Below are 19,225 nucleotides of genomic sequence, written 5' to 3' on the forward strand. Positions count from 1 at the left end.
TGGATTTCTAAAAGAGAGTCTGTTCATTTGTTACCTGATATATGAATCAACCAAATATTTATTAGTCTGAAATAAAAACTCCTGTTCTAATATATTGTTATCGTCATCAGAATCAAACAATGACTTATGTACAAAATACATATTATCAAGACTAAAATTTAAAAAAGTGAGGAAACATGCATAGAGATACATATTAGACATGACTAATATGTGTTTCTGTTGTTATGTCACAAAATATCTATTTTATAGACAACTGTATGGGCAGATTGTTTTTTGTAGTTACTTAAGATCGAGATGTTAGAGAATCAATATCCTCATTTTTCTTATCCCAATGGATCCAACAGCAAGTCTCACTTTTGAAAATATGGGTTAGTATTGAAGAAGATGAGATCATCGAGTTTATGTATGAAGGAATATAGATAAACTTATAGGTTATTTGTCAGTTACCTTCGCAAAGAATGCTGCCGCCTTTCTAAGTATTCACATCATTATATTTGCCTAAAATATTTTGTATATATTTTTTGAAATTTTCTCTGACACTTAGAGGTTCAATTATTTCACACTTCATTCCAAACAAAAGAAGTAGATTATATCCATGTTCATTATCTGCAATTGGATATTTTGCTAAATAATCATCCCCGTTGTTGGCAATAATATATTCTTCTCCGAATCGTTCAATAACTCTATCTTTTATGGATTTATCTATTTTAATCGTAACTGGTACTTTATCTTCAGTCATCCAATCCGTACTATTCATGGGTATTGGTGTAAAATTCTGTGGAGTAAATAATTCTTCTGAAATCCGTAACTTATTCATTCTGGCAAGCTTGAATACTCTATAGTCGTTTTTTTCTAAACTAAAAGCTTGCAAGTACCAGCTCCTTTCTTTAAAGATAACTTTGTAAGGTTCAACCTTGCGAACGCTAACTTCACCGTTTTTGTCTATGTATTTGAACAACAAATAGTGTTTATCCTTCATCGCTTTTTCAATTACTTTAATCAGATTTTTCAATGAGCGGTTTCCTTGATTAGGTTCTAGATCGATAGAAAAATATTCTTCATCAAATCTGTGTTTTAATGATTCATTTCCTTCTGTAAGGCTCTCCAATTTTATCAACGTATTTGCAATTTCTTTGTTTTCTAGCAATTGATAATAGCTTTTTAAGCTGGTTATTAAACTGTTTACATCTTTTGGAGTAAATAATTTATTATCAACTTTGTAGGTCTTCATCAAACTCACGCCACCTTTAAAACCTCTTGTTGTCATAATAGGGAGTCCTGCCATATTTAACGTGTCAATATCTCTAAATATGGTTCTTCTACTTACTTCCAGCTTTTCAGTAAGTTCGCTTGTGGGTACTACTTCTCTCTCTAAAAGAAGCATGATAATAGCAATTAGACGTTCAATTTTCATAAAACTCCACCTCTTATTTATCAATTATGCCATATAGGTGTCATATTAGGTATGATAAATTTATTTTGAGTTGTTTATTCAAAAATTTAAAAATTGAGAGGGAGAAATGAAATGAAAAAATTATTGTATATTACAGCACATCCTTTAACTGGCGAAAACTCTGTGAGTCTCCAAGTAGGTAATGAGTTTTTAGAAATCTATGAGAAGAAAAATCCAGATGTAGAGATAGTTAAACTAGATTTATATAAAGAAAATATACCTTTACTTGATGCGGATATATTAAGTGCATGGTTTAAGTTAGGTGCTGGAGGAAGTTTTGAATCATTAACTAATGAACAGCAAGTTAAAGTAGGTCGTATCAGTCAATTAGCAACACAATTTGCTGAAGCAGATCGTTATGTATTTGTAAACCCAATGTGGAATTTTAGCTTTCCAGCAGTGTTAAAGGCATACATTGATACAATTGTAGTGAAAGGAATAACGTTTGAAGCTAATGAAACTGGAACATTTGGTATATTAAAAGGGAAAAAAGCTGTTCATATTATGGCTTCAGGTAAAATATATTCTGATAGTTTAAATACTGAATCAGAGCATGCTAACAGTTTATTAAAAACAACTTTAGTATACTTAGGTGTAACTGAAATAGAAAGTATCTTTGCAGAAGGTATGGCTATACCTGATTTAGCAGAAGGAAATAAGCAAGCAGCTATTAAAAAAGTACATGAAGTAGCAGCGAATTTAGAAATAAAAAAAGTCTTTCAGTAAATAGATGTTTTACTCATTCAATCAATCTTTATGATAAAATTAGAATCCATTTGATCAAATTTATAATTCAAATCGGATTCTTTTTGTTTACTTTTCATTTTCATTTTAAATCAAACACATAATTGAAATGGGGACTATGATTTTGAGATAAAATTGATTATTTATTTATAAGTTTACTTTTACAAATTCATTGAAATCCCATGATATATAAAGGATTTCATCGATCAATTTACTTATGTACAAAATACGGATTTTGTGCAAAAGTACTGATAAGATAAAAAAGTAATGCTAGCATTTGCTTCATTTTTGCATATTGCGTTACTTTTTTATCTTTTAGATTTATTTAGTATAATTTAATGTATTATCTACTATCATTTCAATTAGTAATTCATTTTCATAATCAATTTCAACATCTAGAGAATTTAAGTTTGCTATAATTGTTGAAATCGTTAGTTGTTTTTTTTCGTTTAAACTTTTTGTATCAGAAATATGATTCAGATCATATAAATCCTTACGAATCACATCAAATATGTTCTCGAGTTTATGTTTATCATTTTCATTGATATTTTTACTAATAATAATTTTAGAAAATAATAATAATTGATCTGTCATATTCATTGTTTCTTCTGTTATATAACCTTTTTGTTTTAAATAAGGAAATAAATACACACCTAAACCTATAATTGCTGCACTAATCATTATGATCCAAGTAGTTTCCATTTTATTTAACACCTCTATCATTATTTTCACTTAATCTATCTAACATCACAAAAAATAACCATGGCATATCTTGAAGTATATCTTGAGGATTTTCAATCAGTTTCTTTTTCCAATCTTCTGCATTCACTATTAATTTTTTTTTATACAATCTATCAATAGCATCATTAGCCAGTTCAATTTGCCATTCTTTTAACTGCATTAATACGTCCTCCTTAGATAAACAATCATAGTATTCCGTTACTATATCTTGTAATAGTTGGTCATAGGATCTTCCCATTTTTGAAAGAGCGTTTTGTGGATCTGTTTTTCGCTGTGGATCTAAGACATGATGACCCACAACAGTTTTAGCAGGGTTCAATCCAAACTTGTAACAAATATAAGCTAAAACCCAAACGTATCTTTTATAAGATTCTTCATTGTTGATTCTTCCTCTTTTGTAGGAATAACAAAGCTCAACGCCACCAGCGATATCATTTGCATCATCCCCAAACAAATGATTATCCATCGTTTTTTGGTATTGAACATGCCATGCTTTTTCTGGAGTATCTGTTAGGAATGGAATGCATTCATATATCCCCGTGTCATCTACAAAAATATGTGCTGATGCACTCATGTCATTTTTTGAATTCTCGTAATAAGTAATATTTTGCAATGCTGTGGAACCATCATTTCCAGTATCATGAGCAACAATAAATCCTACTTTTGACATTTTAATTCCAGATCGTCTTTTGGTCCCTGATGTGAGGAATTCTTTTGTGATGGGATATTTAATTTCAAAGCTCAATTTCATTCTCTCCCCTCTTAGATCGGACTATCAACATTTTCTTCTTTTTTGGAATTTTTAAAATCATGTATTGCTTCTTTCGTAATGTTAAAAGCATTTATACCTGTGATTGCATATATCAAAGTACTTAGTAGTGAAAGCAGATTATCTGAAATATCTCCCTCTATTACGTACATGACTAATCCAAAAGTAGATGATAGTGTTAATACAATTACTAACGCACTTATTTTTATCTCATCAACAGAAAATACTTTGTCAAATAGATTATTCATGTCACTTCCTCCTCATTAACCTACTGAATCTTTTACAAGGATCATAAATATAGAACCAATAAGTCCGATCAAGAACCATACTGCTTTGGACCACAAATGCTCCCATTTTGTAGTTGAATCCTGATAATTATTTGCAATATCTTTCCTCATTTTATCAATGTCTTGGGTTAACTCATTAATTTCTTTATCACGACTTCTAAACATTTCATTAATTTCATTTCTTGGGACAAATGTTTTATTCCAAATATCTAATTTGCTGTCCATATTCATAATGAGATCGCGCATGGCTTTAATTTCAGTCTCTAGTTTTGCAAGTCTTTCAATGTCTTGTTTTTCCATGTTAAACCCATTCCTCCAAAGTAGTATAATCATTTGTAAATGAAAAAGAGAGCAGCGTGATTAAACTACTCTTCAGTGTATAAGCTTCTTGTTTTCTTTTGTAAAATGCTATATTAATTAAAATTAATTTTTTAAAAATAGAAATTAAGACTGTTAAAAAGGAATTCTATCAGATTAATCAAAGCATTTAATTATGCTGCAAATTCCTGTTCTGTGATCTCTAAAAACTCTGCTTCAGTAATCTTTCCACGTTCAACAAACACTTTCACTTGATCAATAGTGTAATATTTCGGATAATAACGCTTTACAATCTTTTTCCAATTCATCAAATGACACCCCCTTCAACTAATGATAAGGTTAGTCCAGCTAACTCGCTTTCTAGTTCTTCAATCTGATTTTCCTTTTTAAGCGAATCAAGAAACTGTGTAGCATTCTCACTTTCTAACTCTTCAATTTGGCCTTCCTTTTGCAGAGAATCTAAAATGAGATTTGCATTTTCTTCTTTTAGTAATTCAAGTTCATCTTCTATAGTGAGGGGTACAGGTTTAGATTTAATTTCCATGATGTCATCATAAGTAAATTCAGTCATATGCGTTTTGAAACTTACTGTCTCAGGTATTTCAACATTTTCAAAAGCTAGTTCTAGTTCTTCCGACCATTCTACATGTTGATCCGTAATTTCCGCTGGTTTCTGATCTTCATATGTTGTTAAGGTTTCCTCTATATCTTTGTAATAAAGTAAGTTACCTTCATCATCCATTTGGTGGGCTTCTACTTGACCGATAGTAAAGAGTGGAATCATTTGACCTGTAGGAACTTGCCCCCAATAGAGTAAGTTACCTTCTTCGTCTGCTTTTTGAACATTTTCGTTTTCCTCAGTCTCTTCATTCCAAACTTGCTCAATGACTGGTTCGTTGGTGACTTCGGTTGTTTCACCTCTGACTGTTTTTTGGTATGCCTTCTGATTACCTTGGTCATCTAGCACAGGAATTTGAATTGTCTCTATATTCGCCACTGGATCACTCGTTGTTTCAGTTGTTTCAACTGTCTTAGTGATTATTTCATTTACTTCTAGTTGTGGTTGAGGTAGGAGATATAAAGCATTACCTTCTTCATCAAACTTTTGTTTCTGTTCGATGTTGTAGATAGTTTTTTCTGCACCTTCTAAATACACATTTTCGATTGCAAATTCAAAAGGCTGCGGTTCTCGATTGAGTCCCACAACCTTGTTTGTCGATCTGTTTATGATTACTGTATCTGTCATGCTACACCTCCTTGATTAAAATATTTCCTTTTACTTTGTAATCTGCCACTTCACTGTAAGTTGCAGAGCCACCAGTTATACATGTCCTACCATTTGAGTAATTAGTATATACTCTTAAATGGAATTCACCTTCTATTGTGGCAAGAGCATATGCGATACTTAAATGCGGAATGCTTACAGCTAAATCTTCTCCAATTATTGGAACAATTGAGTTAGTATAATATCCTACATCTCTTCCAATTTCTAATTTCCAATGATTAATCTTTGGAATAAATATTAACGGCATATTAGCGGAAGAGTATGTTGAATGATTATTTAAAATGATTGCTTCATTTAAAAGCATATGGTCATAAATATTCGTTCCCTTTGGCAATTTATACGATAAAATAGGTATTTGAGGAGAAGCACCAGAGTATTCATTTATATGTGGACTTCCAGTTCCTCTTGTTGTTATTACTAAATTATCTGATAAAGAAAGTATCTTTCCATTTTTAGTTTCTAACCCCTGATAAGGCACATGCTCATACCAAAGAGCCACACTGTCGGTTATTCCTGTTCGGTAGTCTTTAATTGGATATTCCATTTTAAGTTCTTTGGTTTCTTTACGGACTTTTACAACATTTGATTTTACATAATCTACTTCTTCACTTAGTTCTACATCTAGCTTGATATAGTCGGTGTATACAATGCTGTTTGAGTTTACTCCTGCTGGATGGGTGCTGTGGACTAGGATGTATACTTTTTGATTGTTGGTGATCCACTTAGTTGATGACATTATAGAGCTAATCGTTGTCGGAATAGACGATAAACTTTCCATATTAGAACCATTACTCACCCACTGTTTAGCATTTGTATCCCATTGTTGTATTTTTGCCCCATAAGTTAATCCATTCCCATCATCACCTTGTCCGTATCCAGTCCATGAGACGGTGAGTTTACGGAGTTTATCTTTTAGTTCAGATAGGGATAGACCTATATGTGATAAATCAAATTCGAATAATGTTTGAGCTACTTTACCTTCTTCACCAGTTCGTGTTACATTTAAATTTCCGTTTTGAATTTGGATATTATTATAATTAGTCTCTACATATCCACCGTCCCAAATTCCATTTATATCATCAGGGGTTAAATCTGGATATTTTCCTATATACACCCTGTGTGGTACACTAACATCATCCCCTACGACTTTCCCCAAATAATTCAACGTGGTTTTAGATTTTCGTCCTTCGCTCCATGTTGGGTTTTCATTGATTCCTTTTTCCAATTTTAAGTTTTTGATAGAGAAACTAACTGCACTGTTTGACCTACTATATATTTGAAATTTTAAATTTGACGTTACTGCACCAGAGAAATTAATCACAAATAATCCATTTGTATTATTCACTTCTTGATAATGATATACTGTACCAACGCCTTCAACTGAATATAACTCAATCATGAACTCTACATTTGTCGGATTAATAATTTCTAAACTAAACGTATATCTTTCATCTAGTTTCACCTCATTGAGTTCGCTAACCCTTATTCCGTCTCCCAAAACAGATGCTTCCAACTTTGCTAATCCATCTTCCTCTATTGTTATGATACCGTTGTCTCTATGTTCAAAATCATGCAAATCCACAGGAAACGCCTGATTCTGTGTAAGTAAATTCTCATTCATCACTGGAAACTCATTTTCAGGTACTAACACATCGTATCCTGTTTCAGATACATCAACTTGAATTTCTAACTCTACATAGTCTGTATAGATGATAGATGCGGTTACTCCGTCAGATGGATCGGTATAGGCTAAGAAGTGGACGAAACCGTTATCGTCAATATAATAAGGATGATCGCTTATATTTACACCGAAAATAATATTTGTTACAGCACTGTTTGTATGGGTAGAAGGCTCGTAAAAATACCATGATTTATCATCATCTCTCCAACCACTTAAAATAGCTTTATTCCCATTCGGACACTCACCATATCCCCACCAATTACAACCAATGCTTTTCAATCTATCCTTCGATCTCTGCACCTTATCCTCAATTGTCACGCAACCTTCAAAGAATCCCTCGCCTAGTTTGTCGGTGATGGCTCGGATGATGTTGAAGGAGAATTTGATTTGTGGTATATCGTCGGTTGCTGTACTTGTTGTACTCATAATTTCAGAATTAAGTTTCATAATTGGATCATATCTAAATTGTCCTATTTCTCCTCCCCAGTTGTCATTAGGTGTAAATAGTACTGGGTCATTTTCAGGGTGAGCTGTATGTGGTATCAAATCCGTATCCTCACTCGTTTTCCCTTCAAAATTAGCCTTAATCGTCACAATCCCATCATCAGACTTAACTAACTTTTGTCTGTTAACTTCACCTTCTAACACTTCCGTAGGTACATGTTCAATTCCATTTCCACCTGGATAGTTAACACGATATTCAATAGTAAGTGTTTCTTTATTATTATTTGGGGGTGTAATTATTGTATAAGTTGATTCGTTTGTTAAAACACCATCCCATTTACCAACAATTCCGTCTGCCTTAACAATACTTTTTATAATTACTGAATTTGCATCTACATCTGCACCAAGAACTGCTTCAAATTGTATTGTTTTTTCAGTTGAATTTATGGCAGTTATAAACCTTGTTGTGCCTGACCAAATATCTCCACTTGGTTTAACGATCAAAAAACTATCTCCTACTGAAAATTCACTGACATCATCCAGATATAAAACAGTACTGTTAACATCCCCTCTAACTACTTTTGCAAAAGAATTATCTACGGTGTCGATTAATCCAAACAATCCATTTTTGCATGTGATTTTAATCGTATCCCCTGCTGTCCAAACACCTTTTGTTGCTTGTGTAACTTCAATATGAGGTAAATGTTCGTCCGATAAAACTTCTATTTTATCGGTTACTTTTTGACTAGTTTGAGCATCGGATAGAATACGTTTTTGGTCGGTTAAGTCAAAACGTGTGTTGGTTTCTTGGTTTGTATAGTCAGCAGGGACGTACCATTTGCCGTGAGGGACGAATGTAGGGTTTGGTTGAGAGCCTTTTGTTAGCTGCAAGTACCCAACTCTAATACTATTTCTTCCTAAAGTGAGATAATATTGATTTTGTTCTGCTGTGAATGTACGTGAAACCTGTATAAAAGGTTCGGTTGAAGTATTGACATAAATACTTTCATCTCGTGAATAATATCCAGGAATCTTTTGCAAACCATATGTTAAAGAGCTAGAATTAATGTTTGTATTATAAATTTCAAAAGTTAAAGTATATTCTTGACCTATCACTGTATTAAGAGTTAAAACTTCACTATAACCACCTATACCGCCTAATAATCCACCTCCATCTATAAAACCGTCATAAGAAACATCTCTTTCGATATCAATTAAATTCTCAACCACATAAGGATAGCTCTCTTGCTGCACCTCAACAAAACTCGGTGCTTTATCCAAACCAAAATACTCTTTCTTCATCTCAACATTTCCGTTTTCCCCTGCTAAGAGTTGGTTAAATTCTTCGTTCATGATCTTGTTGTAATCTTCACCTGTTAAACTAACTTTGTGTCTTAGGTCGATGATGTCACGTTGATCTATGATGTTGGAGTATAGGTTGTCTGGACGGTCTGAAGGAGAATGATATCTTTCTGACCATCCATAACCACCTCTTAGTGGTAAATATGTTATTGTGCCATCTCCATTTATAAAAATAACTTCAGCTAAATCATATTTACCATCATATTGTAAGAAATCTCCCACTTTTAATGCTGAATATAATGGATCTTCTGTGATAGAAGTAATTTCTTCACCTGCCACTGTACCACCTTGTAGATTGAAACTTACAAGTCCATTTACATACTCCCTAGCCCCATTCACATTCTCAACGCTATATCCTCCACTGTTTCTACGTGGTATACGAAACATAGGGATAGCATAGACGTATCCGTCTGCTGTTTGTAGGATGTCTTTGGATTCCTGTGTTCCATCACCTGCTAAGTAAACCCCAACATCATCAAGACCGAGTTTCTTTCCAACTATAGAGGAAATACCTCGGCTATAAGTGTCATAGAAACAACCGAATCGAATATAATTATCACTTATAGAAGTTCCGTCAGTAAAATTTAACGGAATCTCATTACTACCTTGTGATTGTACTGTGAAATTATAAGTTGTACTATCATGTTTAAATGTTAACCCTTCTGAAAACTTCTCAAAATCCACCCCTGCAACACTTCTAATCCTCCAACTCATATCATACCCATTACCCTCTATAGGAAACCAAGCTTCCAAAAACACCAGATCATCACGCTTTCCCTCTGTTGGTGCTTCTGGTAGTTCAATTTCTGTGCCTTCTGGGATGGTTAGTAGATAACCGTTTATATTTGCTACTTGTTCTTCTACTAATATAATTTTGTTTTCTCCAAATTCAAGGTCAGATATGTCCAAGAATCCGCTATGAATGGAATTTCGAATTAAACCCACTTGAGCATCTTCGAGGGATACGTCGTTATCGATTAAGGTTTGTAGCGCTTGGTTAAAATTCTCTGGATACGTTCTTGTGCTTTCTGTAAACCCCTTAACAATTTTATTGATACCTACTTTTTTAGACCCGTTCAGATTTGTTAACGTTTCTGGTTGAAGTGGCATTTGGACACCTCGCTTTCTTAAAATTCTGCATCGTAATCAAATTCGATGGTTGTACCAGTGTCTAACCCTTTATTTGTAAAGGTTTTCATGGCGACTAAATGGTTGTCTGCGTCGATTAAACCAGCTTCGTTAATGTTTTTACCTATTAAATTGTCAGCATCTGCATTTATACTCACAGAATATCTAGCGGTGTAGTTGTCAGGAAAACTTTTCGTTACATTTTTAGAAATCACTTGATTAAATAATGCACTTTCATTCCCTGTTAACGATTTTGGTGTACCATTCCCATCTGTACCTCCTGTACCGAAAACGATTTTTGTCACTTTGGGTAATGAGATATTTCCGGCATGAGCTTTTGCTAATTTCTCCCTGCCTTTGTTTGTTTTTACACTTGCCATGTGTTAAACCACCTCTTCATTAAATAAATTGTTTGAACGTACGTTCTCATGCTTTGTAATTTCACTATTACTTTTTTTGATTTCCTTGTAACAGTGAACTTGTTTAAGCTTTGCTTAAACACTCCACCTGATTTGAAGATCCCACCTATAGAGGTGGGCGTCTGTACGCAAATTATTTTGGGATAAAGTTGAGATTCAATATGTTTAAAAGTGCCTCTTATCATCCTCCGTTTCTTGACTTTTATATCGATCTACTAAGTATGTCAATTTGAAACTCGTATAAGCCACTTTTTGTATCACTTCTATATCAACTTATTTTTATCTGATTTATAAACAGTAACTCCAAGTGCGAGATATGTAATTACATCTATAGGTAGTCAAATCAAAGGTTTCTTGTTCGATTCCATAACCATAAAACTCGAACCCTTGATAAATTAATGTGGCAAGCATTAATAATATATGTGGTTGTTTGATTCTTTTTAAAAATGTATGCATATTAAATTTTCACCTTTCAAAGTTTTATTTGATAATCGATCTAACATAACGAAAATAACCATCATTTACTAGACCTTTTTCATTTAGATACTCAATAGATTGATGTGCCATTTCTAGCTGCCATTTTATTAGCTTCATGATTAATTCCAATCTATCCACCTTCTTTAACATTAAAGAACCCAGGCAGGGCTTTGAATTTATGTTCAGAAAATCTACTTTGACTGGACTGGTGTTCTGGTATAAGTACACATTTTTCATAGTTTAAAACCCCACTATATAAATAGTGAGGTTTCCGTAGAAGGATTCTATGAGCGCACACCCTCCTATTGCTAGGGGGTTAATATATTCTATGTTCAAACTCTTCATTTCGTATAGACAACTGACTTGCTTGTTTGAAAATGTGTTCCAACCCAAGTCCATACATAAAAATAGAACCTATACTGTATATGGTTCACCTACGATTTGTTCATATTGTTCTTCTGTGATCTTTGTTCTTTCAACAAATACTTTTACATTTTCTTTACTATAATACTTTGGGTAATACCTTTGAACGATTTTAAACCAATCCATTAAATCACACCTCTCTCTACTAACGATAATGTAAGTCCTGCTAGTTCTGTTTCTAGTTCTTCGATTTGGGTTTCTTTTTCAAGTGAATTAAGAAATTGCGTGGCATTTTCACGCTCTAGAGATTCTATTTGACTCTCTTTTTGTAATGAATCAAGAATAAGTGTGGCATTTTCAGATTTCAACAATTCAATCTCTTGCTCTGCTGTAAGTGGAGTCTTTGGTGCATTGATAATGTCATCATAAGTAAATACAGAAGGTTGATCCTCAAACTTCACCGTTTTAATCTGTTCAACATCTTCTAAAGCAGGCGCAAGTTCTTCTGTCCATCGTTCATCCTCTTTTATGACTTCTAGTGGATCCTGATCTTCATAGGTGATGCTAGTTTCAGTTACTTCCTTGTAATATAATAGATTGCCCTCTGGATCTTGTTTCTGATTTAGGATTAATTCCACCATGGTACAGTTAATCATCTGTCCTGTTCCTACTTGTCCCCAATATAAAAGGTTTCCGTCCTCATCAGTTTTCTGTTTCTCCATCGATTCCCCATCTTGCTCCACTTCAATCATGACTGGTTCATCTATAACCTCTGTTGTTTCTCCTCTGACTGTACGTTCATACTGCTTTTGTGTGCCATCTTCATTGAAAATGGGAATTTGAGTTGGTGTATTTACCATCACTGGATTTTCTGTAATTTCTGTGGTTTCTATCGTTTTAGGGATCTCCTCTTGTATTTCAATTGGTTCCTGTGGAAGCAAGTATAATAGATTACCATTTGAATCCACTCTATGACGTTGTATAATGTATGGAACCTGCTTGGTTAACCCTTCTATATGCACATCCTCAATTTCAATTTCAAGTGGTTGTGGTTCCCTATCCACTCCAGTCACTAAATTAGTTACTCTGTTTATAATGACATTAGCCATTTACATCCCTCCTAACTGTTTTGTAGTGCTTTTATGATGTTCTCAATTCGCCTTGGTAGTAGTTGTAAAGGATAGCTTTGATCTTTGGCGATTATGGTTTCTTCAAACTGTTGTTTTGCTTCTTTATTGTTTAGTTCTATATCTAACTGTGTGTAGACATCTAAAATAGAATCTTCTATCTCATTCCATTGAGTAGCCTTAATTGGAGTTGATTTTTTAATAATCGTTGTGTCTGTCCAGTTAATTGGATCAAGACCATTTCTGGTCCTAAACTGATTTACCTTTTCTCGTATAAAATCAATAACTTCTTTCAAATATGGATTCTCGTTAGGTAAAGTTAAATTCGAATGTTTAAAAAATGTTTTACCTTGAATGCTATTCTTTTCAGATTCATTCCCTGCTGCGTCTATAGCACTTACAGAGAGTGAATACAAAGTACCTCCCTCTAACCCAGTAAAATTATAATTTGTTATCGTCACAGTTGTGATTAGCACGTCATCTAAATAAATCCTATAACCTACAACACCAACATTATCTGTGGAAGAACTCCAAATTATATCTACTGTATTTTCTGAAAACCCTACAATAGATAAGCTTTCTGGTTTACTTGGAGGCTCAACTAATGCTGTAACGATAATTTCTACACCTGTAGATTCTTCATCGTAAATGTCATACGCTATTACATTAAAGGTATAAGTTTCACCTTCAAGCACAGTAAATGTTGCACTATTAACACTTGTGGTATACGTTTTTGAACCATACCTCACCTTATATCCAGCAAAATCTAATAGTTCTATTGGTTGATCCCATGCTAAAGAAATCGTATTCCCTGTATTTTCAGTCACTCTAAGATTAGTAGGTGGAGAGACTTGCTTGATTTCAGAAACTAGTTGCCAAACCCCTCTGTAAGTGTTAGAAAAATTATACGTGCTTCCTGGATCGACTAAAACGACTACACAACTTACTCGGACACAATTAGGAGGTAAATGATTTACGTCACCACTATAATTTCTTTCGGTGGTATAATCAGTTTCACTCTGATAAGTTGTTGTTTTAGTACCATCACGATCATAAGCATTAATTTCTACGGAATCTACATAATCATCACTTGTGTAAGGTGGAGTGAAATCATATGATATGATTCGTCTATAATGGGATCTGTCTATTTCATAATCCAGTGTAATTCTTACGTAATTATTATCGTAAAAGTCTAAAGTAATCAATGATGAATCTGGTCTTGATCCATTGGTTAACGTTTCCTTTTCGCTACTAAAGTCTATAAAATGACCTGAAGAAGTGCTTGTTGACATAGATATCACCCCCTATTGATACGTCAATATCAACTCACCGTTTTGGTCTAAGTACCCCTGTATTTCTCCTGTTTTCGTTCTCCATGCATTAGGTATAATAGCAGGATTTCTTTCACCCTTATCTAATTTAACTAACGGTTTACCCTTAATCGGTAGCAATAACCCCACACCGTTTTGAAAAGTATCTATTAATCCAGTTTCATTGTAGATACTCACCACAAATAGTTTTAACTCATTTTCATGCATAACTAAATTACCGATTATTCCAACCATCGGCTTTTGTAAGGTGGAGATTCCATATTGAGTTATAAAATAGTCTTTAAATCCTGATCCATTGATTTGAATAGACTTTCCAACATTCACATTCTTACTGTCTGCTGCTAATGGGATATTTGCAAAACCAAACTCACCAAACACTTTTAATGAATCATTACCAACCCTGTAAAGTGGGTTCATCCAATGATGTATACCTTGTTTATCCCCTACAGCACTTGATAAGTCTGAAACTAATATTTCATCTCGTTCTGCTAATACCGTTACATTTTTAGTCGATTCTAATGGTTTAGGTACTGGAACGTACTCATACCAAAGAGCCACACTATCTGTTATTCCTGTACGGTAGTCTTTAATTGGATATTCCATTTTTAATTCTTTGGTTTCTTTTCTTACTTTGACTACGTTGGATTTTACATAGTCTACTTCTTCACTTAGTTCTACATCTAGCTTGATATAGTCGGTGTATACAATGCTGTTTGAGTTTGCTCCTGCTGGATGAGTGCTGTGAACTAAGATGTATACTTTTTGGTCGTTGGTGATCCTATCTGATAAATCGCTAGCAATTGAGTGACTTAATGTTGATGGTGTTTCTAAAGTGTTAGAAGTAGCTACATTCCAATTTTCTGTATCAGTGTTCCATATTTTCACATTAGCTCCGTAAGCCAATTCATTCCCATCGTAACCTTGACCATAACCAGTCCATGAAATGGAAAGTTTACGAAGTTTGTCTTTTAGCTCGGATAAGGATAATCCTAAATGGGATAGGTCGAATTCGAATACCTCATATCTTGTACTCCCACTAGGATTATCACTGGAGCTAACTATTTGTCCGTCTTGCTTTCCAATTTGATCTAGTGCGAATTGAGTGTGTTCAGCACTCAAAATATCGACACTAGGTGCATCTGGTCCTGTGTAATAAAACCATTTATGCGGTACACTAACATCATTTCCTAACGTCTTCCCTAAATAGTTCAACGTAGTTTTGGATTTGCGTCCTGGTGTCCATATTGGGTTAGGATTTATGTCTTTTTCTAGTTTTAGGTTTGAAAAATCAAATAAGTGCATACCTTCAACTGGATTAACTACATTACTAGCCCATAAATAAAATGCTCTACTAGTTGAATTTTCGTCAATCATCTTTGAAACAGAAATCCTTAATTTGTCCCCTGCTTTAACTGTTTTGTCAGTACGAGTCGAATATGTGACGTTATCATATAAATTCGCTACGATCCTGCAATCTTGTTTAATTTCAACATCTGCTGAAAATGTTACATTTCCACTAGGTATTACATCCATATCAAACCGAGCCATGTTATGACTACTACCTAAATTAGCACCCTCACCTATATATAAAGACACTTTTCCAAGATCACTTATTTCTAATACTGCTTTGTTCTGTACTCCATATACAACCTCAACAGGAAACGCTTGATTCTGTGTAAGTAAATTCTCAGTCATCACTGGAAACGAATTTTCTGGAACCAACACATCATACCGTGCTTCAGATAAATCGATTTGTATTTCTAACTCAACGTAATCTGTGTAAATAGTGCTAGGGGTTACTCCATCACTTGGATCAGTGTAAGCAAGGAAGTGAACGAAACCGTTTGAGTCAATAGCTGTCTGCATAGTTGCCCCTATGTTGTTTTGCAAAATAGATACAACGTCTGCTTCATGAGAAAACACCGAATCACCTGTTTCCCAAGCACCATTTTTGTACTTTGTTAGATATGCAACATTACCATTAGGGCTTTCACCATAACCGTGCCAGTAAAAAGAAATATAATGCAACCTATCTTTCGCCCTCTGCACCTTATCCTCAATCGTCACACAACCTTCAAAGAACCCTTCGCCTAGTTTGTCTTGAATAGCTCGTATGATGTTGAATGAGAATAAGTGTAAAGGGCAAGTTCCACCGTTTTCAGCAATGGCAATATTTATGTCACCACCAAGGGAATAAAGATCATCATACTCATTATCACCATGTTCTTCTGTAATCGCACTAGGTATAGATATATCATTAGCATGGTGCTTCTCTTTAGCCATATGAGGATTTAAATCCGTATTATTTTGTGTCTTCCCTTCAAAATTAGCTTTAATCGTCACAATTCCATTATCAGACTTAACAAGTTTCTGACCATTTACTTTACCTTCCAGCACGTTCTTAGGTACATGTTCAATTCCTTGACCTCCTGCATAATTAACACTGTATTCTAATATAATTGATGCTGTATTATCACTTGGAACTGTATCTATGGTGTATGTTGCGTCACTCGTTGCTAGATTCATCCATGTTCCGTTTATTCCGTCTGCTTTGACTACTGGTGTTGATGTGTCTAGTGTGGTTTCTACAATCCAATAACTACTTATGTCAGTACTGTTGTATTCTGCATCCGTTGATATAATGTTATTTAAAATATCTATAGCTATCACTGTAATAGTGAGACTATAATCTGTATCGTAGTTTGGCTGCCAAAGATTATAAGTATCTCCTATTGAAAGTTTCGACACATCACTTACTTTAAATTTTGTAGAATCTAAAGTTAGATCCTTGTGAATATGCCCATCTGCATAGCTAATAATCTCTGAGATTGCTGTATCTTCATCTATCACACCACTAACAATTCCATCATATCCTTTAACTTTAATCGTATCTCCTGTTGACCAAGCACCTTCGGTAGCTTGAGTAACTTCAATATGCTTCAAATGGTCATTCGATGAAACTGCTATTTTATCGGTCACCTTTTGGCTTGTTTGAGCATCTGATAGAATGCGTTTTTGGTCTGTTAGGTCAAAACGTGTGTTGGTTTCTTGGTTGGCATAGTCATATGGGACGTACCATTTTCCGTATGGGACGAAAGGTTGTATTTCGACCAACTGATTACCCTTTATAAGCATTAGGTTCTTAAATATATACTCACTCGTATCTATCCCATTACTAGGAAAAATAGACACACTCTTAGTATTACTCGGTGTTGTAAAAACTGCATTTTCTCTAGCATTATATTTTTGGTCTATTTGATTATCTGATTCATCATACATCACAATGTCATAATAATGTTGACTTGAGATTTTAGGAAATAATAAAGTATACTCAGTATTTGGAGCTACCTTAATGTTTACTTTGCTTGATTTGTAAGTTCCAGTAGGATTCAAATACAATTCATAAGGACTTAATATAGTTGCATCATTATTGATACGATCCCACTCATAAAATGGAGGTATCAAATTCTCAATAACATTAGAATAGCCATTCACATAAGGAAACTTCTCTGCTAGTTTATCCCCTTTCCATTCGGGATCTACATCTATTAGGTTATATTCTTCTTCTGTAATTTCATAGACTCTTGTTTTATCGAAATAGACTGAGTTTACAGTTCCTACATTGGAGTAGTTATAATGGATAACACGAAAATCATTGGCTTCTGGCACTAATGCGGCAACATAAGCTGTTTCCCATTCTTGGCTTTCGGTGATATAATTATCAAGACCAAGCTTATTTTCGCCATCATATAAATAAAATCTGCTTGTCGAATTTTTACCTATACATTTTGTTTTCGTGATGGCTAAAATATACTTTCCATTTAACTTGCCACCAAATCTAAAGTCTGCTCCTCTGGTAGCATGTATGTCACCAGCATTAGCATCGATTCGCAATGATTTCCCACCATCAACACTTTCCTCAGAAGTACTTAAAACACCCCCCTCTTGAATATTAAAATAATATAGACTATCAGGAATACCGTTCTTATTACTATCTTGTTCAAAATCTCCGCGATAACTTAACAAATTTACTAACTCACGTTCAACCCCATCATTACCTTTCACTTTTACAGCTTGCAACTCAGGTTCAATGTAACTCGGTGCTTTCTCCAACCCAAAATACTCTTTCTTCATCCCAACATTTCCGTTTTCCCCTGCTAAGAGTCGGTTAAATTCTTCTTGCATAATCTTGTTGTAATCTTCGCCTGTTAAACTGACTTTGTGTCTTAGGTCGATGATGTCACGTTGATCTATGATGTTGGAGTATAGGTTGTCTGGACGGTCTGAAATACTTAGAATAGTTCCACCAGTTTGTGACCAATTACCATTATTGTTCATGATAACTACTTTATTTCTATCAGTATTAATTTTTGTGATAATCCCCCATAACACACCGCTGTTATCTTTTACAAGATCACCAACACTCACCCATTCGTCAACAACTTCATTGTTATTGATTGTTACTTCTAATTCATCTTTAGTTGGGATAGCACCAAAATCAGACCATGATAGCCACTGCTCTTTATACTCCCTAGCACCATTCCCATTACTGGAGTTATATCCTCCACTATTTCTACGTTTGATACGAAACATTGGGATGGCATAGACGTAGCCGTCTGATGTTTTTAAACTTGATATATCGTTTGCTTTGCCTCGACCTGCTACATATAAACCAACATCACTAATTCCAATTCCACCACTACTTAAACTTCTTCTAATAAATTCAGGAGCAAAATGAGAAGTAGCTCTGTAGTCTGGGTGACCGTCTAATGGAGTTTCGTTCCCTCCTTGAGCTGTAGCTACTATAGCTACTGAAGAACTATACCCAATCCCTTCAGGAAATACCTCAAAATCCACCCCAGCAACACTTCTAACCCTCCAACTCATTTCATACCCATTACCCTCTATAGGGAACCAAGCTTCAAGGAAAACTAAGTCCTCACGTTTTCCCTCTGTTGGTGCTTCTGGTAGTTCAATTTCTGTGCCTTCTGGGATGGTTAGTAGATAACCGTTTATATTTGCTACTTGTTCTTCTACTAATGTAATTTTGTTTTCTCCAAATTCTAGGTCAGATATGTCCAAGAATCCGCTATGAATGGAATTTCGAATTAAACCCACTTGAGCATCTTCGAGGGATACGTCGTTATCGATTAAGGTTTGTAGCGCTTGGTTAAAATTCTCTGGATACGCTCTTGTGCTTTCTGTAAACCCTTTAACAATTTTATTGATACCTACTTTTTTAGACCCGTTCAGATTTGTTAACGTTTCTGGTTGAAGTGGCATATGGACACCTCGC

14 protein-coding genes are annotated in these 19,225 nt (G+C 34.4%); 1 reads left to right on the forward strand and 13 read right to left on the reverse strand.

The features are described from left to right. Nucleotides 1-472: 472 nt before the first annotated feature. Nucleotides 473-1,414, reverse strand: coding sequence for a YafY family protein (locus tag VQL36_RS11335; protein ID WP_349249416.1), 942 nt, complete (start codon nucleotides 1,412-1,414; stop codon nucleotides 473-475). A gap of 111 nt (nucleotides 1,415-1,525) precedes the next feature. Between VQL36_RS11335 and VQL36_RS11340 the strand changes: the two genes are divergently transcribed. Continuing rightward, the gene (locus VQL36_RS11340; RefSeq protein WP_349249417.1) at nucleotides 1,526-2,179 is read left to right on the forward strand and encodes an FMN-dependent NADH-azoreductase; all 654 of its coding nucleotides are present in this window, start codon (nucleotides 1,526-1,528) and stop codon (nucleotides 2,177-2,179) included. 339 nt (nucleotides 2,180-2,518) lie between these two features. Here the strand turns inward: VQL36_RS11340 and VQL36_RS11345 are convergent, their stop codons facing one another. From VQL36_RS11345 to VQL36_RS11400, 12 genes are all read right to left on the reverse strand, one after another. Beyond that, entirely contained in the window at nucleotides 2,519-2,899 is a 381-nt protein-coding gene (locus VQL36_RS11345; RefSeq protein WP_349249418.1) for a hypothetical protein, read from the reverse strand. Between the two features lies 1 nt (nucleotide 2,900). Next, nucleotides 2,901-3,689, reverse strand: coding sequence for a peptidoglycan recognition family protein (locus tag VQL36_RS11350; protein WP_349249419.1), 789 nt, complete (start codon nucleotides 3,687-3,689; stop codon nucleotides 2,901-2,903). Nucleotides 3,690-3,700: 11 nt separating this feature from the next. Then, on the reverse strand, nucleotides 3,701-3,955 hold the full coding sequence (locus tag VQL36_RS11355; protein ID WP_349249420.1) for a hypothetical protein: 255 nt from the start codon (nucleotides 3,953-3,955) through the stop codon (nucleotides 3,701-3,703). 15 nt (nucleotides 3,956-3,970) lie between these two features. Beyond that, a complete protein-coding gene (locus tag VQL36_RS11360) occupies nucleotides 3,971-4,294 on the reverse strand; it encodes a hypothetical protein (RefSeq protein ID WP_349249421.1) in 324 nt (107 codons plus the stop codon). A gap of 191 nt (nucleotides 4,295-4,485) precedes the next feature. Then, nucleotides 4,486-4,620, reverse strand: a complete 135-nt coding sequence (locus VQL36_RS11365; RefSeq protein ID WP_349249422.1) for an XkdX family protein — start codon at nucleotides 4,618-4,620, stop codon at nucleotides 4,486-4,488. Then, nucleotides 4,620-5,558 (reverse strand): hypothetical protein, encoded by a 939-nt coding sequence (locus VQL36_RS11370; protein WP_349249423.1) that lies wholly within the window; start codon nucleotides 5,556-5,558, stop codon nucleotides 4,620-4,622. Before VQL36_RS11370 ends, VQL36_RS11365 begins: the two co-directional genes overlap by 1 nt. Nucleotide 5,559: 1 nt before the next feature. Continuing rightward, nucleotides 5,560-10,194 (reverse strand): hypothetical protein, encoded by a 4,635-nt coding sequence (locus VQL36_RS11375; protein ID WP_349249424.1) that lies wholly within the window; start codon nucleotides 10,192-10,194, stop codon nucleotides 5,560-5,562. 17 nt (nucleotides 10,195-10,211) lie between these two features. Then, nucleotides 10,212-10,592, reverse strand: a complete 381-nt coding sequence (locus VQL36_RS11380) for a phage tail protein (protein ID WP_349249425.1) — start codon at nucleotides 10,590-10,592, stop codon at nucleotides 10,212-10,214. A 930-nt stretch (nucleotides 10,593-11,522) separates the two neighbouring features. After that, nucleotides 11,523-11,657 (reverse strand): XkdX family protein, encoded by a 135-nt coding sequence (locus VQL36_RS11385; RefSeq protein WP_349249426.1) that lies wholly within the window; start codon nucleotides 11,655-11,657, stop codon nucleotides 11,523-11,525. Then, nucleotides 11,657-12,580, reverse strand: coding sequence for a hypothetical protein (locus VQL36_RS11390; protein WP_349249427.1), 924 nt, complete (start codon nucleotides 12,578-12,580; stop codon nucleotides 11,657-11,659). Before VQL36_RS11390 ends, VQL36_RS11385 begins: the two co-directional genes overlap by 1 nt. An 11-nt stretch (nucleotides 12,581-12,591) precedes the next feature. Further along, nucleotides 12,592-13,890: a fibronectin type III domain-containing protein gene (locus tag VQL36_RS11395; RefSeq protein ID WP_349249428.1), complete on the reverse strand. Its 1,299-nt coding sequence runs from the start codon at nucleotides 13,888-13,890 to the stop codon at nucleotides 12,592-12,594. Nucleotides 13,891-13,902: 12 nt separating this feature from the next. Then, entirely contained in the window at nucleotides 13,903-19,212 is a 5,310-nt protein-coding gene (locus VQL36_RS11400; protein ID WP_349249429.1) for a hypothetical protein, read from the reverse strand. Nucleotides 19,213-19,225: the final 13 nt, after the last annotated feature.

It is taken from the genome of Chengkuizengella sp. SCS-71B (genome assembly GCF_040100845.1).
Lineage (GTDB): Bacteria > Bacillota > Bacilli > Paenibacillales > KCTC-33759 > Chengkuizengella.